Origin of the sequence: Shewanella atlantica (assembly GCF_003966265.1) — a bacterium.
GTDB classification, from domain to species: Bacteria; Pseudomonadota; Gammaproteobacteria; order Enterobacterales; family Shewanellaceae; genus Shewanella; species Shewanella atlantica.
Genome location: NZ_RXNV01000006.1, coordinates 216,200 through 241,100, shown reverse-complemented (window position 1 = coordinate 241,100; position 24,901 = coordinate 216,200). Strand labels below are relative to the sequence as shown.

The window sequence follows — 24,901 nt, the reverse complement described above, 5'->3', positions numbered from 1 at the left end:
AGGTGGACTTTATCCCTTAGGGCGTAGTATTGAGCGTTATACCGGTTGGTATTTCAGTGCAGCGAACCAACAAAAAGGCTAGATTCATATCAATGAATCTAGCCTTTCTTATTAAACTTTTTAGCACCTAGCACCTAGCACCTAGCACCTCATTATGAATGCTTAGTGTGTAGCACTTCCAGTAACTGATCTTCTAATTCGAATCGAGTTTCCATCGCATGGCCTAAAGATGATAGATCTTTGTCGAGCTGGAATAACACTTTATCATCTACGAATTCGGTATATTTATCATTGAAATCTAAGGCTGAGTCTGTAGTTTCACTGATGCGGGGAACCAGGTTCTGGGCGAGCTTCTGACTCGAAACCCCATGTTTTTCACAGGCTGTCACGACACGATCATAAACCTCGAAGTGCCCTTCAGAAACATAATCCATCAAGAGATCACAAAACTCTTTGATTGCTGTAATAGCCGGCAGTGATTTCTCGCTTGGCTCATAGGGAGGAATGCCTGCGATCTGACAATAGTTCACGAGTAGTTTGCGACGGTTGTTGAGCCAATGATCGATAAGAGTGTTAGAACCACCCCATTTTTGTTCGGCTTTCTCTAGTTGTCTTAGCATGATAGTTCCCGTTAAAGAGTTCTTCCCTGACTTCTAATGTAGGTGACAACTAGGGTAATGATCAACCATTATTCGCTTATTTAGGCAGATATTATTAATTCGAAGAGATGATTATTTTGTATACAGAAAAATGTGGAAATAGGGGAATTAAACAGCCAAAAAATAAAATGCCCAGCGATAGAATGCTATCGCTGGGCGAGTAAAGGTTTTGCGGGCTCGATGCGACGAGCTTCTTGATTGTTCTTGCTAGCGCAGACTTTTTATACCAAAGGCTGAAGATGTGTGCAACTTTTTTCTGTCATATTGGGAACATTAACACCTAATTTTTGTCAGGATATTTACATCCCGATGTTTCTCTATCTGAGTGCAGCGGGAAATACAGAGATGGATAAGTCGGTAGCGCATTAACCTATTTGAGTATGAAGAGGTTAATGTCACATAAATGAGCTGATAGAGGTTACTTTATTCGCGTAAATGCTAAACTACTGACCCAGCGGAAATCAATAAATCTAGGAATAGAGCCAAATGGCAGAATTAAAAAATGATCGTTATTTACGCGCCTTACTAAAACAGCCTGTCGACAGAACACCTGTCTGGATGATGCGTCAAGCTGGCCGTTACCTTCCAGAATATAAAGCCACACGTGCAGAAGCCGGTGACTTTATGTCTTTGTGTAAGAATCAGGATTTGGCTTGTGAAGTGACACTACAGCCACTTCGCCGTTATGACCTCGATGCAGCTATCTTATTCTCGGATATTTTGACCGTACCAGATGCCATGGGCTTAGGTCTGTACTTCGAAACGGGTGAAGGCCCGCGCTTCCAGCGTCCGACCGATACGATCGATGCGATCAAGAAGCTTTCAATTCCTGATCCTGAAGACGAGCTTGGTTATGTCATGCGCGCCGTCAGTACTATTCGTCGTGAGCTTAAAGGCGAAGTACCGTTAATTGGTTTCTCTGGTTCTCCATGGACACTTGCGACTTATATGGTTGAAGGTGGTTCAAGCAAGACATTCGAGAAGATCAAGAAGATGGCCTATGAAGAGCCAGCTACATTGCACATGCTACTCGATAAACTTGCTGATTCAGTGATTTTATACCTAAATGCTCAAGTGGCTAACGGCGCTCAATCACTGATGATTTTCGATTCATGGGGTGGTGCACTTTCACATCACGCTTATCGTGAATTCTCATTGCGTTATATGCAGAAGATTGTCGATGGTTTGACTCGTCACGCCGATGGCCGTCAGGTTCCGGTTACCTTGTTCACTAAAGGTGGCGGTTTATGGCTAGAATCAATGGCTGAAACCGGCTGTGATGCACTTGGTTTGGATTGGACTGTCGATATCGGTGATGCACGTCGTCGTGTTGGTCATAAAGTGGCCCTTCAAGGCAACATGGATCCGTCGGTACTTTATGCTTCACCTGAGCGTATCCATCAAGAGGTGGATCAGATCCTATCTAGCTATGGCGAAGGTACTGGTCACGTGTTCAACTTGGGTCATGGTATTCACCAGCATGTAGATCCAGAGCACGCAGGTTCTTTCATTAATTCAGTACACGAGTTATCGGCTCAATACCACAAGTAAACTATCAGCTCTTAGTCTTCTTGTTGTGTTATTAAGGCTCGCCATTGGCGGGCCTTTTTATTGATTGTAGCTAAAGAGGGCAATTTGAGTTCCGAGGAATGACCACAAATGTGTCAAAGCAAACTTCAATATGTGATTGTCATCTGTTTTTCAGCCGATATCTGCGGATTACAGATCTTTTAATGCGCTATATCAAGGCTTACAAAATCAGATAAATGCAGGCTATTGATTACTTTAGCAACGAGTAAAGCAAAACGGGTTTTATCCTGTCTCTAAATGCGCTATTTTGCATGCCGAGGTTATGATTACTGTCTTTATTTATTTTTGAAATCGTTATCAGGGCTTTAGTTGTGAGCTTTTTTGTCGTTGTTATGAGGTAGATGTTTTCAATGTAATTCTGACTTTTTTGCACCGGGAGCGTGCAAGGCAACATCATTATAGATTAGGGCGCTCAAGGATTAGAACACACCCATCAATATCCTTAAAATTGAAATGCCAAATCGGCTCTGAGTGAAAAATGTTCATTGAAATTGGTATAAGATGCGTATAGGCAAAAAGTTAATCGTCTTTATTATAGGCTTCTGTCTGCCCGCAGTTATCTCTGTCTCTTATTGCTTAAGCATGTGGTTCGATCACAGGGTAGATACATTCAAGAACAGTGCGATCGGCATCGAACTCAGCACCATTAAAACCCATATAGAAAAAGATATAAATCAGCTGCAGTTATTAGCTAATGTCTACGCCTTACCCCTTTCAAAACTCGCTACCGAAGAAAGAAAACTATTAGACGAAGCATGGCGGGACAGTCAGCTTGCCGACCATTTGAGTTTATTTTATCTAAATAATGGTGAACTGCAGCCATTTTCTCCTATATACGATGACACCATGTCATTTGAGTTCGATACAGTGCCTGCTCAGCTTAAACATGCTACTCAAGCCCAGTCCGGTATTTATATGCTGCAGGATAAGAGTTTCATTGTCAGCTTAGTGCCGGTTTCTGAGAGTCGTTCAATTATTTTAGCCAGACAGCTTACACCCGAATATCTCTCTACTTATGGCCTCAAAGGGTTAGTCAGTCGTATCAATATGGTGTCAGGTGAATCAAACCTGGTCTATGACGTCAATAGTGATAACCCAATATCGAGTATTAAGGTACCGAGTTTAGTCTTTGAGAGTCCTATTCATCTGGAGGTTCAGTTCTCCGAAAATGCGTTTAATCAGGTGAAGTTAAAGTATGATCTGGTGACCTTCTCTATCGTGGGGGTAGGATTACTGATACTTATCATCGGGTATATTTGGCTCAAGCTGGGGCTTATTCGTCCCTTCCGTAAATTGATGACTCAGGTTGCCGATATCGATCCCATTGCCAAAACCTATACCCCGCTCGTTGGAAGTGGTTGCTCTGAGCTTGTCATTATGGCTGAAAGAGTGAATATCTTGCTAGCACGAATATTTCAGCAGAAGGAGCGGTTTAAAACGACATTAGAGTCGATCGCCGAGGCGGTGATTCTGACCGATATCGGGGCTAAGGTAGTGTATTTAAATCCCCAGGCCGAGCAGTTACTCGGTGTTAAGAGTGAAAGTGCCATAGGTACTTCCGTGGACTCATTGGTTAAAACAGACAAGAGTATCAAAGATGATCTGTTTGAATTCATGTTTAGTCAGGCTCAGCAACCCGTATTAAGTAAGTTAAAGTTGAAAACTGACAAGACTCGAATTCTGGAGCGTAGTATCAGTAATTTACTTAATCATAAGAGGGGCGTGATAGGGAGTGTTATCGTGCTACGCGATATTACCCGAGAGGAGCTACTGAAAAGGCAGTTAAGGCAAAAGGCCAATTTTGATTCCATCACTTCACTGTTGAATCGTCGCGCTTTCGAAGAGAGGTTGGATAAATTTAGCCATGATGCTCAATCGATAGCGATCTGTTACTTCGACCTTGAACAGTTCAAGTTGATCAATGATTCCTGTGGACACAGTGCCGGAGACACCATGCTGGCCATGGTTGCCAAAGCGATGCAATCTTGTTTGAGTAAAGATGAGATGTTGGCCCGATTAGGGGGAGATGAGTTCGGTTTAGCTATACGGGATCATAACGCATTAGAGGTGGCTCAGCTGGTGAAAAGGATCATTTCCAGTGTTTCCATGCAGGTGCTACGTGATAATGGGTGTCACTATAAGGTCGGTGTCAGCGCTGGTGTCGCAATTGCCAGAGCTCCCTACATCAGCCCGAAAGAGTTGCTCAAAGATGCTGATGTGGCGTGTATTGCCGCTAAGCGAAAAGGGAGTAACCAAGTTCACTTTTACGATGATAATGATAAAGAATCTATCTATCAGCGTAACGCCCCCATGTGGGCGGTAAGAATTGGTCAGGCGATAGAGCATAATGAACTGCTACTCTATTACCAGCCAATCAAAGGTATGGGGCCGGGTGAACATAAACAACGCATGGAAATTCTACTCCGTATTCAGGAGCCTTGTGGACGCATCTTATCACCAGCCCAGTTTATCGAAGCTGCTGAGCGCTTCAAGTTAATGAATGACGTCGATAAAGAGGTCATTCGAAAGGCATTTCTGTGGTTGTCGCTTCATGAGGAGATTTGGGACGATCACTGCATATCGATTAACCTTTCCGGTAATAGCTTAGGTGCCGAAGGCATGGTGGAGTACATTGCCGAGCAGTTTAAGCGTTTCGAGATCCCGAGTAAGTGTATCTGTTTTGAGATCACAGAGACCAGTGCAATTCAAAATAGAAATCGAGCTATGGATATGCTCAACTACCTGCGAAAACTCGGTTTCTCATTTGCGTTGGATGATTTCGGTACCGGCTTTGCCTCTTATGGCTACTTGAAAGAGTTACCTGTCGACTACGTGAAAATCGATGGTTGCTTCGTCAAAAGCTTAGCAACGAATGCAAAAGATTATGCCATCGTTAAGTCTATTCATGATGTCTGCGATGTCATGGGTATTGAGACCGTGGCTGAGTTTGTTGAAAACCAGGATATCATCGACAGGCTTGAGGGGATCGGGATTAACTATGCCCAAGGCTATGCAATAGGGCGCCCTAAGCCTTTAGAGACATATATTGAACTTAGACGCTCCAGAGGGCAGCCGTTGCAAGCTAAGCCTGCACTGGAGCTTATCAGTGCCTGATCGTCGAGTATGCCTGTCCCGATGCTGAACTCGCTAATCCCCTAACGAACACTTGATTAAGCTGCCCATTTTCTGTGAATAAAATAAGGCCTGATACTCTCGAGTATCAGGCCTTAAACGTCCATGAGGAGTCAGAGTGGTGCCGGAACGTAACCGGACTAGTCTTGGGTCAGGTTAACCTTGATCAACCACCAGGCCCTTGGTTGAATGTCACCCGCCTCGATGACACCTCCCGAGCGGTAGGGTTTGGCAAAGTGTACTAAGGTTATCGGCTCCTTAGATTGATAAGTGCCCGTAGACAGAGAAGCATTAAAGGCATCGTTTCTATCGAAGCTCATCGTCACCTCTGAACGTATAGGTTGTTTCAGATCCGGACATTCATAACGAATTTTAGCGCCTACAGGGTAGGCGATTTTACTGCCATCGGTACAGTGACTGGTGTTTTGTAGCCTAACAGTGATTAAGGTACAGGTGCTTAAGACTGATGGGTCATTACAAACGGTAACTGTTTGAGTTGCATAGCCGCCGGGCTTTTGAACGTTACCGCCCATGGTTTCTGCTTCCGAGAGACTATCTGAGGCCGAGAAGTATGTAACATCTCCGGCGGCTACATCGATTGGAGAGGTGATAGGTAGCTCGTTCCCGTCGAAAGTGAGCACAGCCTGTTCGCCGCGGCCCTCTTCGATAGGGTTGACATGAATATCATAATCGACAGAACTTGGCAGGTAATCATCGCCGCCATCATCGGTGGCAGTTATACGGACATATGTGTTGGTACGCGAGGCTGGGTACTTTAGTACTCTTAAAGTTCCGTTTTGGCTTAACTCATAAGTCTGTGGCTTTTCAGTGTATGTGAACTTATAGCTGAGCTCTCCGAATCGATTGGCCAGCTCAGCAGGCGCCATCTCGAGTCCCGGGTAATAGCTTGCTGTGGGTACCTGTTTAGCAACGGTCAATCCTGGGTGCTTCGCTTTACCGACGTTAACTGTGAAGTTGCGTGTCGTGTTTTCAAAGTTACGACTCACCTCGGTAACCTGGACCTGAGCCGAACCAGCGCCTTGTATTGTCAGAGCTCCACTGCTCGGTTCTACGGTAACCACCTGTCGATCGCTATAGTCGACAAAGTATTTAATCGAACTCTCGGTAGCCTTTCCCGATACCGCGGGTGAGGTAAGCTGCTTATCCTCTTCATATATGGTATCTATCAGCGTAGATTTCAGGGTTAAGTCTACATTCGTTGCGGCTTTTTCTACCGTTATTGGTAGATAAATTTTGGTGGAGGCGACAGCTTCATTACCGGAATCTGTGATGATGTAAGTTGTATGGCCCGCATTTTTAACGGTGGCTGTAAGATCAACAAGATTGATATCGACAACATCACCGGGTTGACCATTGTCCAGCTTATAACTTAGCTGTCCGACGACACCCGAAATTGGAAGGCTGACTAACTTATCGGCGACATAATTTGTCCTGATAGGGTCAGCCTGTAATGAACTTGCTGTGTAGTTTACATCAACGTAGAAGTCAGTTGTCTGGCTGTGGTAGTAATCGTTACCATGATCAGTTGCGGTTATCCAGCCTCGACCTGCACCGGTTAATGTGATGACCTTGGTTGTCGGGTCTTGAGTTAACACATTCGCCGTAGAGTTGGCTGAAATCGAGTAGGTCACTGTCCCCTGGCTATTTCTGGGGGTTGGAGTAAACACTGTGTTATTCGCAATATTATTGATACGACTATCATCGACACTGAATTGATTGTTAACTAGTTTATTGATAGTCACAAAGAAACTTGTGGTTTGCGGAATGTAGAACAGATCACCATCATCGGTGACACTGATTTCTGCCTTACCTGGTTTTAGTACCGTCATCTCACCCGATTGTGAATCTATGCTCACCACATCCGTTGCGCTATCTTTTGCAAGAGAGAAGCTTAGCTTACCTTGCCTGCTTGCGACTTGAGCCGATATTACCTTGTTTTCCTGATATGAACTCTCAAGGTCTACCGGTGAGAGCTGCGCAGATTGAATACGCTCAACTTTAACATCGGTCACTATGGTCTTACTCAGGTAGTTAGTGTTACCCGAATCTGTAATTTTTACTTTAGTCTCACCGACACCGCTGAAACGGTATTGTCCGGTTTCACTATTGATAAAGTTGATCACATCAGTCGACTCACCATCGATAATTTCGAAAGTGAGTATGCCCTGTGCACCACTTGTTTGTAGTATTGGTTCGTCATCGAATCCATATGGGGTTGTCAGAGTTCCAGCCTTAAAGCTAGTGTTAGCAGCTTTATCTACGCTGACTTTGAAGGTCTGTGTTGCAATGCCTTGATGATTATCTTCAGCCGTTTGGCTGACGACGATTTCAGTTTCACCTGCTCCCTTGATATTCATCACACCCGTAGTAGGGTGTATCGAGACAACGTCTGGATTGGCATTCTCTGCGATAGTGAAGCTTATTTCACTCGTCGGTGAGCCGGAATAAACAGGAAGTATAGTGCCACCAAAGATTAATGGCTTATTGGTTATGTCTTGATAGGTGGCAGACTGAGAGTTTGCGGCTTCGACGGTAATGAAAAATTTACTCTCGCTGCTTTGGTAGTTTCGCCCCCCGTCATCATTGACTGTGACTTGAGTCTGACCTTCTCCCCACACTATTAGCTCACCTGCAATATCGATTTTGACAACATCATTGCGATAACCGGAGCTGAGTTCGTAAAGTAATTTTCCTTTAGCACCGCTGACACTGACCCGGTGAATGGCTCCTGCTTCATAAGGGTAGGAGTAGTCATTACTCAGTAAGGGGTCGCGATCGGCTTTATCGATAGTGACATAAAATGAGGTGACCGTGGACTTATATTGACTGTTACCGCTATCGGTAACGATCAACTTAGTTTTACCGACATTTAATATGGTCAGAGTATTTTGATTGATTCGCACAACATCATTCGCGGCGCCATCGGCTAAGCTGAAGCTGATATTGCCTTGGGTACCACTGAGTGTTGGTGTCAGATTGCCATCGAGTGAGTAATCGACCCGGATATCGGACGCTATGAGTCCCGGATGAGTTAACTTTTCTTGTGGTGTCGTGCTTGTTTCATCACCTCCGCCGCCACCGCATGCGGTAATAAATAAGGTGATTATTAATAACAGGTATCTCATCGGGCCCCCGGCCAAATTAAAAAGAGCTGGAGTATACGTAGATGAAAAGTCTGTAACAATGGTGTTTTGCAGTGTTTTTATAGTGTTGTAGTGGTCGGTATTTAGTTATTGCAATGGTTATTCACTTTTAAGGAGTATTTTTTCTACTGCTTTGTTCCAGCCCTTAGAAAATAGAGCACCTAAAAATGTTAAGGTTATTAGGTGCTTTATTATGCAGAAAGTCTGCATGCGGTTATGAGCGTGACCTCAGTCTCGTTTTAAGTTGATTACCTCTTAATGGGTATTAAAACGTCAGCCACCTAAATAATCTGCTTTATATTTGAAGCGTTTGGCTTCTAACTTTCTCTGGATATAGCGCGGTAGGCGATATCGGTGCGGAAGTAGACATCATCCCAGTGAAGCTTATCGACGAGCCCGTATGCTGCTTGTTGTGCCTCGGTGACATTATTACCCAGAGCGGTAGCACAGAGTACGCGGCCACCATTGGTCACCACGTGACCGTCTTTCATGCTGGTTCCTGCATGGAAGACCTTAGCGTCATTGTTACCCAGATCTAAACCGTCAATCACATCGTGTTTACGGTACGCTTCCGGATACCCTCCGGCGGCCAATACGACACCTACGGCGGCGCGTTCATCGAATTCAGCCGTCACCTTATTCAACTCACCACGAGTGGCAGCGAGGCAAAGCTCAACTAAGTCAGATTTCAGGCGCATCATGATCGGTTGAGTTTCAGGGTCACCGAAACGGCAGTTGTACTCTAATACCTTAGCGCTGCCATCGGGCGCGATCATCAAGCCCGCATAAAGGAAGCCGGTATAGACGTTGCCTTCTGCTGCCATGCCATCGACCGTTGGGCGGATGACGTTATTGATGGTCCAATCATGTACGGTTTGTGTGACAACCGGAGCGGGTGAATAGGCACCCATACCGCCGGTGTTAGGACCATGATCGCCATTATCACGGGCTTTATGATCTTGGCTGGTGGCCATGGCAAGAATGTTTTCGCCATCGACCATAACGATAAAGCTGGCTTCTTCACCTTTGAGAAACTCTTCGATCACGACGCGAGAACCCGCTTCACCAAACTTGTTACCCGCCAACATATCTTCGATAGCTGCATCTGCTGCAGCCTGATCTTCGGCAATGATCACCCCTTTACCCGCGGCAAGGCCATCGGCCTTAATCACGATAGGGAAACCTGTCATACCAGTCACTTCAGTAACATAGGCTTTAGCCGGCGCTATTTCTGTGAAATTAGAATAGGCTGCCGTTGGAATGTTATGACGCGCTAAGAAATCTTTGGTGAAGGCTTTAGAAGATTCCAGCTGTGCTGCGCCTTGGGTTGGGCCAAAAATAGGTAAACCCGCCTCATTAAACGCATCGACCACACCTAGCGCCAATGGAACTTCAGGGCCGACAATGGTTATCTCTATCTTCTGCTCTTTAGCAAAAGCGACTAAAGTTGAGATCTCTTCTACATTAATGGCTACATTTTCTAATTTTGGTTCCAGAGACGTGCCAGCATTACCCGGGGCAACAAAGACTTTTTCGACCTGTGCAGACTGCGCCGCTTTCCATGCCAATGCATGTTCACGACCGCCGCCACCTATGACTAATACATTCATTTTTTTATCCTTAAAGAAGTTCTTAGGATCGAGGAGCTAGGAACTAGGAACTAAACCCTAGAACCTAGTTCCTTCTTATCATTAATGACGGAAGTGGCGCATTCCGGTGAATACCATCGCCATGCCGTGCTCATCTGCCGCGGCAATGATCTCTTCATCACGAATCGAACCGCCGGGTTGGATGATACAGCTGATACCCGCAGCAGCGGCTGCATCGATACCATCACGGAATGGGAAGAAGGCATCGGACGCCATAACTGAGTCTTGGACTTCCAGCCCTTCATCGGCAGCCTTAATACCAGCCACTTTCGCGCTGTATACGCGGCTCATCTGGCCTGCACCCACACCGATAGTCATGCTATTTTTAGCGTAAACAATGGCGTTTGATTTAACGAACTTAGCCACTTTCCAGCAGAACATCAGATCTTTCATCTCGGCTTCGGTGGGTTGACGCTTAGAAACCACTTTCACGTCATCCAGGCCGACCATGCCCTGGTCTCTGTCCTGGATAAGTAGTCCACCGTTGACGCGTTTATAATCTAGGCTAGTGGTCTTTGTGTTCCACTCGCCACACTCAAGTAGACGAACGTTGGCTTTAGCGGCCACGATATCGCGAGCGGCTTGGCTCACTTTCGGTGCGATGATCACTTCGACAAATTGGCGTTCAACAATCGCACTGGCCGTTGCCGCATCGAGCTCACCGTTGAAAGCTATGATGCCACCGAAGGCCGATGTTGGATCGGTTTGGAAGGCACGGTTATATGCATCGAGTAGGTTTTCACCAATCGCGACACCACATGGGTTAGCGTGCTTAACGATGACACAAGCCGGCTCGCTGAACTCTTTCACGCACTCGAGTGCTGAATCGGTATCGGCGATGTTGTTGTAAGACAGTGCCTTACCTTGTAGCTGAATGGCTGTGGCTACAGAAGCTTCATCGCCCAGACCGTTAAGAGAGGGGGTATCGACATAGAAAGCGGCTGTCTGGTGGCTGTTTTCGCCGTAACGCAGATCTTGCTTCTTTACCAGCTGAGTATTGTAGGTACGTGGGAATTTAGAGTCTTCATGGCACTCGTCTTTACTGTGTGCCGGTACCATGGTTCCGAAGTAGTTGGCGATCATGCCGTCATAAGCTGCAGTATGCTCGAACGCGGCGATAGCTAAATCGAACCGAGTCTCCAGCGTCGTGCTGCCTTCATTAGCATTCATCTCTGCAATAACGCGATCGTAATCATGCGCGTTGACTATGATAGTGGTGTCTTTATGGTTTTTTGCTGTAGAGCGAACCATAGTTGGACCGCCGATATCGATATTCTCGACGGCATCGGCCAGAGTGCAGCCCTCTTGTGCCACAGTTTCTGCAAATGGATACAGATTGACGGCAACCAGATCGATAGGCTTGATGTTGTTTTGTTCCATGACGAGTTCGTCGATACCGCGACGCGCTAAGATACCGCCATGCACTTTGGGGTGCAGGGTCTTAACACGACCATCCATAATTTCTGGATGTCCGGTATGATCCGATACTTCAATGACAGGCACACCGTTATCAGCCAAAAGGCGGGCGGTGCCACCAGTAGATAGCAGTTCTACGCCTTGAGCGTGTAGAGATTTTGCAAACTCAAGGATTCCGGTTTTATCTGAAACGCTTAACAGCGCGCGACGAATGGGTCTGGCATTATTCATTTTGGGTACAGGGTCCAGTAGTTATTTTAAGGATCTTTCGGAAAACAGAACAGCACCATAGATTATAATGCTTAACCGCTTTCCAAAAGCCCCTCAATTCTAGCTTCTTAGTCGCTCCCGCTTCGTAGCGCGCGTATTTTAACGTAAAAAGTATCCCTAGGCTGTTTTTTTCTGTGCGATTTCACAATACGCTTTTGAGAACAACCTCTCTGATAAGGGAATCGTTTTGTAGTCGTACTGTTTATGAGGACGGCTGATTTGTGCTGAGCCTCACACTCTGTTTATTTAAATGGAACATAGAGTCAAACTTATCGCACTATAACCCTTGACCTTAGATTAAACTCCAAGGTTTATACTCTGTAATATTCAAGGCTCATTGTGGTCATAGAGTGTGGCCATAGATTTAGTGATAGATAGGGGCGATATATGTATCGAATTGGCGAGCTGGCTAAGCTATGTGAAGTGAAGGCCGACACATTAAGATTCTATGAAAAGCATGGCTTGTTGGCACCTTCGTCGCGCAGTGATTCAGGTTACCGTTTATACAATGAGAGTGATGCGGAACGATTGCGCTTTATATTAAGAGCCAAGGCGGTCGGCTTTACCTTAGCCGAGATCACCGAGCTTCTCTCTATAGAGTTAGACAAATCCAACTGGGCATGCGCCGATGTAAAAGGCTTGGTGGATAGCAAGTTGGCTCAAGTGAATGAAAAAATTTCCGAGCTAAACCACTTTCAAGTATCGCTGCAGCGTCTGTCTGATGCCTGTTGTGGAGGGCCAGAGAGTGCCGAGCATTGCTCTATCTTAGAAGCACTAGAGTCAAACACCGATAACATTAAGTGTGAAAATCACGCTCATCATCATGATAAATCACAGTATACAAAAAATTGTCAAAGTAAGGGTTAGGTATGTTGTTAGCAAATTTTATTGACCTGTTTTTAGATTCAGCCCCCTGGTTATTGCTGGGTCTCGTATTAGCAGGCATGCTGAAAATGTTTGTGCCTATGGCATGGATGCAAAAACAGCTCGGCGGACATGGGTTTAAGACTACGGTAAAAGCTGCGGTACTGGGTGCTCCTTTACCTTTATGTTCCTGTGGCGTTATCCCTGCTGCGGTTGGCTTGAGACGATCCGGTGCATCTAAAGCTGCGACAACCTCATTCTTAGTCTCCACTCCAGAGACAGGTGTCGATTCGGTGACAGTATCTTATGTATTACTTGGCCCCTTCATGGCAATTGTCAGACCTATCGCGGCCGTTATCAGCGCGATAGTGGCAGGCCTGTTGGTTGGACGAGATGATGATATTCCTGCAGAAACTCAACCAAAAGTAAAAGAAAGCGGTGAGGTGAGTAGTTCTTGCTGTGGCAGTAAGAATGAAGCGAGCAAGAAAGCGGTGAACATGACACCTATGGCTGCTGCTGAGCCTTTATTAAGTAGCGTAAAGCCTGCATCTACAACTTGTTGTAGCAGTAAGACAAAAGCTGAGGAGCCTGAAGTTTCGTCGTGTTGTAGCAGTAAGGCAAAAATTGAAGCGCCGAAAGCTTCATGCTGTAGCTCACAAACGAATGAAGTGAATGGCGAGAATGAAAGCTGCTGTGAATCGACCAAAGACGTCGCTACTGAGCTGAAAGGCACTTCGGTTATCAATCGTATCGGCAAGGGGTTACATTTTGCTGCAACGGACCTGGTGCGTGACACTACGGTCTGGTTATTAATCGGTTTATTCTTCGCTGCTCTGGTACAGACATATGTGCCGGGGGACTTTATGGCTAAATGGGGAGATGGCATCTTAGCTATGTTAGTGATGGTACTCATCTCTATCCCAATGTATATCTGTGCCACTGCATCGACACCTATCGCTGCGGGATTACTCTTGGCTGGTGTTTCCCCCGGTGCAGTGCTGGTGTTTATGCTCGCGGGCCCTGCTACCAATATCGCCACCTTAGGTGTGGTGACTAAGGAGCTAGGGAAACGAGCGCTATTTGGCTATCTCGGTGGAGTATTAGGTGTTGCGCTGCTATCCGGTATCTTGGTTAATTATCTGGTTGCTACCTTTGGCTTTGAAGTTATGCCGCAAATCGGTGAACAGCACAACCTTCTGCCATCTGTAGTGGTGTACACATCTGGTGTGGTTCTGGCGATACTGATGCTCAAAGTATTACTCGAGAAGCTGCCAAAAAACTGGTGGCGAAGGGATTGCTGCTCTTAAGTTTAGAGTAAATAGTTTTATGAGAGAGGGCCTTGATAGGCCCTTTTTTATGGCCGCTGTCCTGTAAGTATTTTTTATATGGCCGATACTACTGAATAGCCTGGTAGCCGAACTGTCAGACCCGGTTAGCTTCAAGTTATGGTGTTTGATTATTGCTATTTCTTATTGTGAACTTTAAAGAGTTAAATTAGGGTGGGCTAAAGTTGGTTATTGGTTAAAGTCTTACTATTCAGTATATTAATATTTTTCGGGGTTAAGGATTAAGTTTGTTTTAATCGTACGTTAATTGAAACAAATGTGTTTAATGTTACCCAGGCTTCTCCTCTTTGTTTGTTTGTTTTATATACACTGTTTACCTTCATGGAACACCTGTTTACTGTTTAGTTACCATCCTGATTTTTCGGCTCTACTCCTTTGACTCGGCTCAATAATTTACTCTCTTTTTAAAAATTATATCCCTACAAACGTTAATGTATTTATAGGGGCGAGCAGATCGCAATTAAAAAAGTAAGATTCGGGAGTGGCGATGAAAGTACTAAATAAACGTTATCTGGCCTTGGTTGTGGCTGGAGCGATGGGCTTAAGTGCCTGTGGAAGTGACGGTAAAGATGGCGAAGATGGCACCACACCGCCACCGCCAACGGTAGGGGATTCTCAAGTCACCAATGTTGAGATGCTGTCTCACACCCTCGAGGAGGGGTTGGTTCGATTCGAGTTTGAGATCACCAATGAAGAGGGGGTCTTGATCACCGGACTCGAGCAGGCGAGCGCAGAAGTGGCGGCGTTAACTGAGAAAGGGATCCAGCGTAGCCGCGACGGCTCAGTAGGTGGGAGTGCCAATGTTTCCACAGAAGGTGCCAGCCTCACAATGACTGAAGATGGTCGCTATGAATTTATTGCCCCTATGGCTGCGGTGAACGCGGGCACCGAAGGTCTTATTCGTCTTGCCGTTGGTGGTGGCGATAATATCGCTAAGTCGCGTTATATTGTGGTCGATAAGACCGAGAATATTCACACCACATCCACAGCCACTTGTCAGAGCTGTCACGTGGACTTCTTAGCCTCCTCAATTAAGCACTCGAGTTATACGGCAATAAATGCTGAAGGCGAAACGGACTTGGTTGCCGGCTGTATGGCATGTCATAACCACGTCCCTCGTGATGTAGATGACAGCGGTAATTCATTGAATACCGGTGGTTATGCTAAGAATAGCCTGCAAAAAATAGGTCATATTAATCATCAGCAGTTCGAGGGCGGTTTCGCTCCCTCTAACTGCTATACCTGTCATGCAGAGCCGATAACACAAGTTTATACAACAGATACTTGTCTGGATTGTCATATCGAAGCGGGCGTTACCGTTCCTGTAAATATGAACGCATTCGCCGCAGATCAGGACTTCCGCTCTTTGCATACCCAAATGCCAAAGCAGCAGACTATAGATGAAATCAACTATACAGTCACAACAACACCAGAGTTAAAGGGAGGTTTAAGCTGTACGACACTATCTCTTTTTAATACCGCAGATGAAGATGAGATCCAGCTTAATATTGGCGAGATGGTCGAGTCTGGCGAAATCGCCATTAGCATGAGTTTTATGAAGTTGCATGGCAATATCACAGATACCGCATCAGGAACCTCAAGTTCCACTGACAATGAAGATGGCAGTCGTGAATACTGTACAACTTATATCACTCCCGAGGGAGATGCGACTGGCCTTATGGCTCTTTCTCGAGTGACATTTGCACCAAATGAAAGTGATAAAGTGATCATCAGTAGTAAGTCGCCTGCACTGTTTGCCGATGGTAGTGAAGATACACGCCGCTTCAATGTTACATCAGAAAGTTGCACCACTTGCCATAATACTCATGGTGAGTTCCATAAATCCGGTGGGTTTGCAGACGGCGGTATGAGCTGTTTGTCGTGCCACTATACTGGTAAGGACAGAAGATCGGGTTATTCGGGACCAGGTTTTGGTCCTATGATCCACGGTAAACACTGGGGTGAAGGCAGTTACAAAATAATTGATGGTGAAAAAGTATATAACTCGGCAGCGGCGCTCGATGCGGTTAACTGTGTCGCCTGTCACGATGGTGTGGTCGACCTTTATGAGATGCCAAATCAATACATGCCTTCTAAATCATTCAATGGCGGCTCAGATGGTGTAGTCACGAGTCAAATTACTGCAAACTGTTTCGCTTGTCATAACGATGAGCAGGCAAAAAATCACATGATGAGTAATGGTGGCGAGATTAACACGTTAACTACAGATTTAGGTGACGAGTGGTATTTAACCCCGACTAATGAATCATGTGCAACTTGTCACGCAGAGGGTAAGTCTTACGGTATCGAGAAGTTCCACCTGTTCGAGCGCTAAGTTAAATGGACTTTCATTTGAGGATGGCCTTCGTTAGATATTGCATTTATACACGGTTCCCCTGCAGGCCGCTGTTTTAAGACACTAGATATCGATGTGACAGACCAGATGAGTGTTCAGTTAGCCAAGGGCCCCTCGGGGCCCTTTTTGTTGCCTGAAGTTTACACATTTTGAATGGTCATAAATTCAGTGAAATTGGTATTGTTCGCCTTTATGTTCATTTTCCTCTAGGTTATATCCAACTTGTTTAGTCCTGATTGAGGATTGTCAGGGTTATTTATGATGTGAAGTATATGGATTTTTGACTAACCAAATATTTGGGATAATTAAAGAGGGAAATATGAAAACGTCTCTTCACCTTAGTGCGCTAGCGCTAGCCGTAACCTTAGGTTTAGGTCTAACAGCTTGTTCAAATACAGCTAAAAACTCGAATGAACTTGTGGCTAATGAGCCATCGGCAGTGCAGACATCAGTACAGAAATATGATGCTAAGACCTTCTTCGAAACCACAACCTATTTTGGTTCCTCCTTTTCGGCAGATGGGCGTTCCATCTTGATGGGATCCGATGAAACCGGGATCTTTAATCTTTATAAGATGGATGTTGCCTCCGGTGATAAAGTGGCTCTGACCAACTTTAAAGACACCACCTATCCGATATCCTGGTTTCCTAATGATGATCGCGTATTGCTGACTCAGGATGAGGGCGGAAATGAGCTCTATCACCTGTTTGTCCGTGAGATAGATGGAACTATCACGGACCTGACAAACAGTGAAAATACCCGTGCTAACTTCGTCAATTTTACCAATGATGGCGAGTTCTTTTATGCGACCACTAACGAGCGGGATCCTAAGTTTATGGATCTCTACCGTTATGATGCAAAAACATATATGCGCACTTTAGTCTTTAAAAATGAGCAGGGTTTCGATATATCGGAAGTGTCACCGGATGGGCATTTCCTGTCATTAGCGAAAACACATACCAACAGGGATAGCGATACATACCTGTTGGATTTCAGAACACGAACCCAAAAGCCAACGCTGATCAGTGAGCATCAAGACCCGGCTAATTACAGTCCTATGACCTTCTCTTCCGACAGTAAGTCCCTGTATTACAGCACCGATGCCAAGGGGGAGTTTTCACAGGTTTGGCAATACAATATCGCCAGTGACGATCATGCTTTAGCGGTGAAAGATGATTGGAATGTTAGCTTTGTCTACTTCTCTGAATCGGGAAGATATCGTGTCAGTGGCGTCAATGCCGATGCCAGCACCCGGATCAGCATCTTAGATACCGAATCGGGCGAGCAGGTGAGCCTACCTAAATTGCCGGCTGGCGACCTGCGCAGTGTCAATTTCTCTAAAGATGAAAAGACTCTGTCATTCTATATCAATTCAGATACCTCACCCTCTAACCTCTTCGTCTGGAAGATGGACAGCGGCTCGGCAAGGCTGCTTACTCAAGCACTGAACCCTAAGATTAGCCCTCAAGACTTAGTCGCGAGTGAAGTGGTACGCTTCAACAGCTTCGATGGATTAGAAGTGCCGGGTTTACTGTTTAAGCCTAAGGGAGCGAGCGTAGAGAATAAGCGCCCAGCCGTTGTATTTGTTCATGGTGGACCCGGTGGTCAGAGCCGCACCGGATACAGCGCGATGCGCCAACACCTGGTGAATCATGGCTACGCGGTATTTGCGGTCAATAATCGTGGCAGTTCAGGTTACGGTAAAACCTTCTTCCATCTTGATGATAAAAATCATGGTGAGAACGATCTGCAAGATATCGTCTACGGGAAAAAGTATCTCCAAGGATTAGGTTGGGTCGATGCAGATAAGATTGGCATCATGGGCGGGAGTTATGGTGGCTACATGACAGCCGCTGCCTTAGCCTTCGAGCCGGAGGAATTTAAGGTGGGTATCGATATCTTCGGTGTCACCAACTGGGTGCGTACGCTCGAGTCGATTCCACCTTGGTGGGAGTCATTTAAGAAAGCACTTTACGATGAAATGGGCGATCCGGCGACAGATGCTGAGCGTCACAGGGCCATTTCTCCCCTGTTTCACGCCCAAAATATCACTAAGCCCTTGATGGTGATCCAGGGGGCTAATGATCCTCGTGTACTTAAAATCGAGAGTGATGAGTTGGTGGAAAAGGTTAAGCAAAATGGGGTGCCGGTGGAATATGTGGTATTCGATGACGAGGGGCATGGTTTTAGTAAGAAAAATAACCGTATTACTGCATCGGAAGCCTATGTGAAGTTTTTAGATACCTACCTTAAAGGCACTGGGCTGAAAAATCCGGGAGAACGGGTGGCGACCAAGTAGGCCTGATATTCATCCCAATAAATAGATAAGGCACTCAATCGAGTGCCTTATTTGTGTTTAGCTTAATCCCGGCTTAAACCTTTTATTAAGCCTCCGGGTCAAATGTTTCAGGGAAGTGACGCGTGATGGTTTCTCCTAGTGTTACTTCAACCAGCTGCTCATCGGCATTGAAAAAGAAGGGGGGGATCTTATCTATGTCATTCTCATCTGAGTCATCTTGTTGAGCGACACAGGTATAGCCTAAGCTATACATGCCTGCATCGAGGAAGCCAAACTCATATCCCTGACCTATCTCATTCTCGTCAGCGTCCAGAATGGGATTAACTCTCGCAGAAGCAAGGGGAGCGACCTCGGTCTGCAGGTAAGGCTCATTTTCTGCTCTGAAGTCGGCCATGTTAATCAATGCTGTATTTATCGGGTAGAGGTAAACCGCCGGACTATATTCATCTGGCAGGCCTAAATCGACAGCTGCTGACTGACAGTCAGAGAAAGTAGCAGAGCTTATCTGCCCGGAAATCCCGCCTATCTCAGCGGCATTGACCAACTGCACAGATGTGGGTTTCAATGTCCAGTAATCTTTATTACCGTGAGGGGCCTGCAGGCCTTTGGCCAGATTGAACTCGGCAACGAAGGTATTGCTTCCCTCTTCGATGGTAAAGGTTTTATTTAAGAACAGCCGACCCGTGTCCTCATCTTCGGCGCCAACGCCGCCACAGGAGCCGTTGCTGTTGGTGGTAAGTCCGGCGGTGCCATCGGCGGTCTGAACATAAGAACTGTTTTCATCTGCAGTTTCATTCTTCTGCATATAGATACACATCTGGTACTCACCTACCGGAACCGATTCACCACTGATGAGTGTTGCGACCTCGGCTCCTTGTACCGTAAGCAGATCGATATGCTTGAGTCCACCCCCCTCTATGGCATCAAATGAGATAGAGCCTTCATCATTCTTCAGGACGACTTGCTTAAATGCGATGTTAACTATTTTTGCATCGGCGGGGTTATCCGACACACCCAGATTAAAGACACCGGATTCAGGGAGAGGCGGGGTCGAGTTATCATCGCTGCCCCCACATGCTGTAAGCAAACTCGTCAGGGTTACAGCGAGTATTGTCTTAGTATGTTTCATAGGTTACCTATTGAGTTTTAGAACATTAAAAGCTGCAGAGCAGTTGTTGTTATTTTTGATGTCTGCAAATCGGTACTCTCATCCATTAGCATGATAAATCCCTCTCATATAATGATAGGAACGCTGAGGTAAAAGTCCACCTAATGCGTGTCTTTATCGTTGAATGTTATTGAACTCAACAAGTGAAGGGCTTGCGGTAAAAAATCTTTAACTTGATTAAAGCCTAATCTCACTGTGTATCAGGCTTTCAGCTTGAGATTGCTGGTCATTATTTTGTTACTGCTGATTGTGGAAATATTAAATGGTGGGGAAATTTATGCAATAAAAAAGCTCAGCTGCAATGCTTCATATTGCGGCTGAGCTTTATTGATTTAGTTATCGAGTTTACTCTTGTGCAAACTCAGCGTTGTGGTAGACGTTTTGCACATCATCACAATTTTCCAGGGCCGCCAGGAATTTCTCTAACTGCTCGATCACTTCAGGATCGTTAATGTCAGTCATAGTTTGTGGAACGAAGGTGATCTCTTCAACCACGAATTCGACTTCAGGCATAGCTTCGTTCAATGCTGTCTTAGTCTTGTAAAACTCGGTATTAGGCGCATAAACACTGATCATGCCATCTTCGACTTCGACATCTGTCACGTCAACATCGGCCATCATCAACATCTCAAGCACTTCTTCTTCATCTTCACCTTTGAAAACGAAAATGGCTTGATGATCGAACATATGACCGGCGGTGCCCGGGCCACCCAGTTTGGCATCATTCTTTACGAATGCCTGACGTACTTCTGTAAAGGTGCGTTTGACGTTGTCGGTTAGGCAATCGACAATGACCATGCAGCCACCAGGACCAAAGCCTTCGTAACGTGCTGTTTCATAATCTTCACCACCGCCACCCTTGGCTTTTTCGATAGCACGTTCGATAACGTGAGCCGGTACCTGATCTTTCTTAGCCTTGGCGATCAACTGGCGTAGCGGGAGGTTGCCGTCAGGATCGAAACCACCATTTTTAGCGCAAACGTATATCTCTTTACCATAGCGAGAATATATTCTGGTTTTCTGACCAGCCGTTTTAGCCATGGATTCTTTCTTGTTCTGGTATGCTCTTCCCATCTTGCTCTATCTCATTAAGCTTAAAAAATTGCCTGCAATGTTAGCAGCTTTATCATTATTTTTGCAGGGATGAGCTTTTTAATTTAAGAATCTTTGATTTTAAGCCCGAAAAACTCACTCTAACGAGACAAAGTCAGGGATTTCCAGCAGATGATTATCGGGATTTTCGCTCATCGTCCGATAGATAAACTCGATAAAGACACGATACTTTCTGGGCAGGTAAGCGCGCTGGGGTAGGCTCATGGTGATCTTTGTCTGTGCCATGGGGAAATCTTCCAGAAGCGGAATGAGCAGGCTTTCATCAATGGCTTGCTGGGCTATCAAGGTTGGCACCGAGGTGATCCCTAAGCCCTCTATCGCAGCCTCTCTGGCGAGGGTGACATTATTCACGGCGAGTTGAGCTTCGGGGTCGACAGTGACCCACTCCTTCCCATCAAAGAGGGTCCAGCTGCCGTCAATGTGTGCCGACTCTAGCTTGACCGCCCTATGTTTGTTGAGGTCTTGTGGGGTCTGCGGTGTGCCGTATTGTGCCAGATACTCGGGGCTCGCCATTAAGGTCTTGCTGGTATTGAGCAGTGAGTATGTCTGCAGGCGGGTATCGGAGCTGCTGGTGATTTGAAACAGGACATCTATTCCCTCTTCGATGACATCTACCTTGCGGTTACTCAGCTCTGCTTCGATGGAGATATCCGGATATTGTTTTAAAAATCTCGCGAAGATCCTGCCAAAAAAAAGCTGACCCATTTCGATAGGGCAGACAATTTTCAGTTTTCCCTTGATCAACTGCTGACTGGCACTGAGTTGATCCTCGGCATTTTTTAGATCGATAAGAATTTGATGAACACGATTGTAATAGGCCGAACCCGCTTCGGTGAGTTTTAGCGACCTTGTGGTACGAAACAGGAGTTGCACACCGGCATCGGCCTCTAACTCGGCAATTTTTCGGCTAACCGTTGCTTTAGTTAATCCTAAGGCTTTTGCTGCTCCGGTAAAACTGCCCTGTTCGACGACCTGAGCAAACATCTGAACACGATTAAGATCCATGATTGTTACACCTGTGAAACAGTAGGTTGATTTTAAACTATCTAATAAACTAAAGGAGACAGTAGTAGACTATAGGGCTCTAATCAAGGAGTCATGTATGTCCAAGAGTAAATTATTCATTGTGGTGCCACTGATATTTGCAGCCTTTGCTGGTGGCGCTTATTACTGGTGGACGCAGGTTCGTTTCTTCGAGTCGACCGATAATGCCTATGTGGAAGCAGATATCTCCCATATCAGCGTCAAGGTGCCCGGCTATGTCGTGATGACAGACATCACAGATAACCAGCATGTCAAAGCCGGTCAGTTATTGGCTCAGTTAGAAGATAACCAATATGAGGCTAAGTTAGCCCAGAGTCAGGCTGAACTCGATAGTTCACAGGCTGAATTGCAAACACTCTCCGCTAAAGTCGAGCTGCAACATGCGCTGATCTCTCAGGCTCAGGCTGGGGTTGCTGCGGCCGGGTCGGATCGGTTGCGGGCGGAGCAACAGCTGAGCCGTTCGAAGAAGTTAAAGGTGAAAAATTACAGCTCTCAAGATGACGTAGATCAGATGCAGGCGAGTTTCGAGTCGTCTGTAGCACATCTTGATGAGGCTAATGCGGCCCTGGTTGCAAAGCAACGGGAGCTTGCAGTATTTAATGCGCAACTATTACAGGCCGATGCGAATGTCGTGAAGGCGGGGGCAGGGTTAGAGCTTGCCAGAATTCAGTTAGCAGATACACAAGTCAGGGCGCCGTTTTCTGGCGTGATAGGTAAGCGCGGAGCCATGAAGGGGCAATACGTTCAACCCGGGCAGGCACTTTACAGTTTGGTACCGGATGGGGCTGTTTGGATCACGGCCAACTTCAAAGAGACCCAGATCCAGCATATGCAGCCCGGCCAGTCGGTTCAGGTTAATCTCGATGCGTTTCCCGACAAAACCTTTACAGGTGTTATCGATAGCCTTTCACCGGCATCCGGTGCCAAATTTAGTCTGTTACCCGCCGAAAATGCGACGGGGAATTTTACCAAGATCGTTCAGCGTATTCCGGTGAGGATCCGTCTGGAACTCGGTGAGGAGAGAGAGAGGCTCGTTCCTGGCTTGAGTGCCATCGTGAAGGTCGATACCACGACCTTGCCATTAGATAACGCACTTGCTGCCAACACAGGTCATTAACAGGTGAGTGCTATCGCTAATGCGGAAGTGAATCGCGATGTTAGTCTCTCTACTGAGGCAAGACCACAGGGTTATGAACGTGGTAGTCGCCGGGCTTGGATAGCGGTAATTGGAGGCCTGATTGGTGCATTTATGGCGATCTTGGATATTCAGATCACCAATGCATCGATGAAAGAGATACAGGGGAGCTTAGGTGCGACTCTGGAAGAGGGCTCATGGATAGCGACGGCTTATCTGGTCGCAGAGATGATAGCTATTCCTCTGTCCGGGTGGTTAAGTCAGGGCTTGTCGGTGCGCCGTTACTTGCTATGGACGACGTCGGCCTTCATCTTCGCTTCATTGTTATGTTCAATCTCATGGAACCTGGAGTCGATGATCGCGTTTCGCGCGATGCAGGGGTTCTTCGGTGGCGCACTTATTCCCTTGGCATTTCGTTTAATACTCGAATTTCTTCCCGATGAAAAGCGTGCCGTGGGGATGGCGTTGTTTGGCATTACGGCCACTTTTGCTCCATCGATTGGACCCACGTTAGGAGGCTGGTTAACCGAGCAGTTTAGTTGGCATTACCTGTTTTACATCAATGTTCCACCAGGGCTAATCGTCATGGCTATGCTGGCCTATGGTTTGGAACGAAAACCTGTTATCTGGGAAAAGCTAAAGAATGTGGACCTGTCCGGTATCGTCACCATGGCCATAGGAATGGGCTGTTTAGAGGTGGTGCTGGAAGAGGGCAACCGTAAAGATTGGTTTGGCTCTGAACTGATTCAATATCTATCGATTATTGCCGTGATAAACATAGCCTTGTTTATCTATATTCAGCTCAAAAAGAGTGAGCCTCTCGTCAATCTAAGGTTGCTGGGGCAGAGAGATTTCGCTATCTCGACCGTGGCCTATTTTTTATTAGGGATGGCGCTGTTCGGTGCTATCTATATGATCCCTCTCTACTTGTCACAGATCCATGATTATAGCCCGCTGGAAATTGGTGAGGTGATTATGTGGATGGGGTTTCCCCAGCTATTGGTGTTGCCCCTAGTGCCTAAATTGGTAGAGCGCTTCGATGGCCGTTATCTGGCTGCGTTTGGCTTCTTGATGTTTTCGCTGAGCTATTACATGAACAGCCATATGACTGCCGACTATGCCGGCGAGCAGATGATTGCATCACAAATTGTCCGGGCATTGGGTCAGCCGTTCATCCTTGTGCCTATAGGTATTATCGCGACCATGCATATCAAGCCCCATGAGAATGCTTCGGCCTCAACGGTACTCAATGTGATGCGTAATTTAGGGGGGGCATTTGGTATCGCCTTGGTGTCCACCTTGACCGATAACCTCTCCAGAGAACATCTGGCTCATATTAAAGAGACCTTGCCGGCCGTGAGCCCTATAGCCAATGATTATCTGATGCAGACGGCTAATGTTTTCACTCAGGCGGGGTCCGACCCTGTTACCGCTGCGGCGCAGGCCAATGCGCTTTTGGGGCAGACAATGACGCAGCAGGCCTATATCAGTGCCTATAATGATGTGTTCTTCATTATCTCATGTTTATTGCTCATCGCCGTAGTCGCCGTGCTCTCGATAAGGAAGCGCAGCGATTAAACGCTTGGTCATGGCCAGTTATCTGACGAACTCCACCGTTAGGAACACCTCTTTCTCCTTAGTGGTGTTACACTGCTTTTTACTCTTTATTTTTATATTCTTTAATCATTCAATAAGG

At 46.2% G+C, this 24,901-nt stretch carries 15 protein-coding genes; 8 read left to right on the top strand and 7 right to left on the bottom strand.

Annotated elements, in window-relative coordinates:
* Positions 1-152: 152 nt before the first annotated feature.
* A complete protein-coding gene (gene rsd, locus EKG39_RS14900) occupies positions 153-620 on the bottom strand; it encodes a sigma D regulator (protein ID WP_126506540.1) in 468 nt (155 codons plus the stop codon).
* A 525-nt stretch (positions 621-1,145) separates the two neighbouring features.
* Between rsd and hemE the strand changes: the two genes are divergently transcribed.
* Together hemE and EKG39_RS14885 are read left to right on the top strand one after the other, a co-directional pair.
* Positions 1,146-2,210, top strand: coding sequence for a uroporphyrinogen decarboxylase (gene hemE / locus EKG39_RS14890; protein ID WP_126506539.1), 1,065 nt, complete (start codon positions 1,146-1,148; stop codon positions 2,208-2,210).
* A 540-nt stretch (positions 2,211-2,750) separates the two neighbouring features.
* The gene (locus tag EKG39_RS14885) at positions 2,751-5,363 is read left to right on the top strand and encodes an EAL domain-containing protein (RefSeq protein WP_126506538.1); all 2,613 of its coding nucleotides are present in this window, start codon (positions 2,751-2,753) and stop codon (positions 5,361-5,363) included.
* Positions 5,364-5,521: 158 nt separating this feature from the next.
* On the opposite strand, the gene EKG39_RS14880 is transcribed toward EKG39_RS14885, so the two are convergent.
* The 3 genes from EKG39_RS14880 to purH all read right to left on the bottom strand — a co-directional run bounded on the left by EKG39_RS14880 (position 5,522) and on the right by purH (position 11,841).
* On the bottom strand, positions 5,522-8,527 hold the full coding sequence (locus tag EKG39_RS14880; RefSeq protein ID WP_126506537.1) for a hypothetical protein: 3,006 nt from the start codon (positions 8,525-8,527) through the stop codon (positions 5,522-5,524).
* 335 nt (positions 8,528-8,862) lie between these two features.
* A complete protein-coding gene (gene purD, locus EKG39_RS14875) occupies positions 8,863-10,155 on the bottom strand; it encodes a phosphoribosylamine--glycine ligase (protein ID WP_126506536.1) in 1,293 nt (430 codons plus the stop codon).
* A gap of 81 nt (positions 10,156-10,236) precedes the next feature.
* On the bottom strand, positions 10,237-11,841 hold the full coding sequence (purH, locus tag EKG39_RS14870) for a bifunctional phosphoribosylaminoimidazolecarboxamide formyltransferase/IMP cyclohydrolase (protein WP_126506535.1): 1,605 nt from the start codon (positions 11,839-11,841) through the stop codon (positions 10,237-10,239).
* Positions 11,842-12,267: 426 nt separating this feature from the next.
* Here purH and zntR point away from each other — a divergent pair, with 426 nt between their 5' ends.
* The 4 genes from zntR (at position 12,268) to EKG39_RS14850 (ending at position 18,745) form a co-directional block, all read left to right on the top strand.
* Positions 12,268-12,747 (top strand): Zn(2+)-responsive transcriptional regulator, encoded by a 480-nt coding sequence (gene zntR / locus EKG39_RS14865; RefSeq protein WP_126506534.1) that lies wholly within the window; start codon positions 12,268-12,270, stop codon positions 12,745-12,747.
* Between the two features lie 2 nt (positions 12,748-12,749).
* The gene (locus tag EKG39_RS14860) at positions 12,750-14,051 is read left to right on the top strand and encodes an SO_0444 family Cu/Zn efflux transporter (protein WP_126506533.1); all 1,302 of its coding nucleotides are present in this window, start codon (positions 12,750-12,752) and stop codon (positions 14,049-14,051) included.
* A gap of 526 nt (positions 14,052-14,577) precedes the next feature.
* Positions 14,578-16,425, top strand: coding sequence for a multiheme c-type cytochrome (locus EKG39_RS14855; protein WP_126506532.1), 1,848 nt, complete (start codon positions 14,578-14,580; stop codon positions 16,423-16,425).
* A 340-nt stretch (positions 16,426-16,765) separates the two neighbouring features.
* Positions 16,766-18,745 carry a S9 family peptidase gene (locus tag EKG39_RS14850; RefSeq protein WP_126506531.1) on the top strand — a complete coding sequence of 660 codons (1,980 nt, stop codon included), beginning with the start codon at positions 16,766-16,768 and terminating at the stop codon, positions 18,743-18,745.
* A gap of 85 nt (positions 18,746-18,830) precedes the next feature.
* Here the strand turns inward: EKG39_RS14850 and EKG39_RS14845 are convergent, their stop codons facing one another.
* From EKG39_RS14845 to EKG39_RS14835, 3 genes are all read right to left on the bottom strand, one after another.
* A complete protein-coding gene (locus EKG39_RS14845) occupies positions 18,831-19,874 on the bottom strand; it encodes a DUF4382 domain-containing protein (protein ID WP_126506530.1) in 1,044 nt (347 codons plus the stop codon).
* Between the two features lie 384 nt (positions 19,875-20,258).
* A complete protein-coding gene (locus EKG39_RS14840; protein ID WP_126506529.1) occupies positions 20,259-20,987 on the bottom strand; it encodes a YebC/PmpR family DNA-binding transcriptional regulator in 729 nt (242 codons plus the stop codon).
* Positions 20,988-21,101: 114 nt separating this feature from the next.
* Positions 21,102-22,031 (bottom strand): LysR family transcriptional regulator, encoded by a 930-nt coding sequence (locus tag EKG39_RS14835; protein WP_126506528.1) that lies wholly within the window; start codon positions 22,029-22,031, stop codon positions 21,102-21,104.
* A gap of 97 nt (positions 22,032-22,128) precedes the next feature.
* Between EKG39_RS14835 and EKG39_RS14830 the strand changes: the two genes are divergently transcribed.
* The gene (locus tag EKG39_RS14830; protein ID WP_126506527.1) at positions 22,129-23,187 is read left to right on the top strand and encodes an HlyD family secretion protein; all 1,059 of its coding nucleotides are present in this window, start codon (positions 22,129-22,131) and stop codon (positions 23,185-23,187) included.
* Positions 23,188-23,190: 3 nt separating this feature from the next.
* Positions 23,191-24,783 (top strand): DHA2 family efflux MFS transporter permease subunit, encoded by a 1,593-nt coding sequence (locus EKG39_RS14825; RefSeq protein WP_425470177.1) that lies wholly within the window; start codon positions 23,191-23,193, stop codon positions 24,781-24,783.
* Positions 24,784-24,901 lie beyond the last annotated feature (118 nt).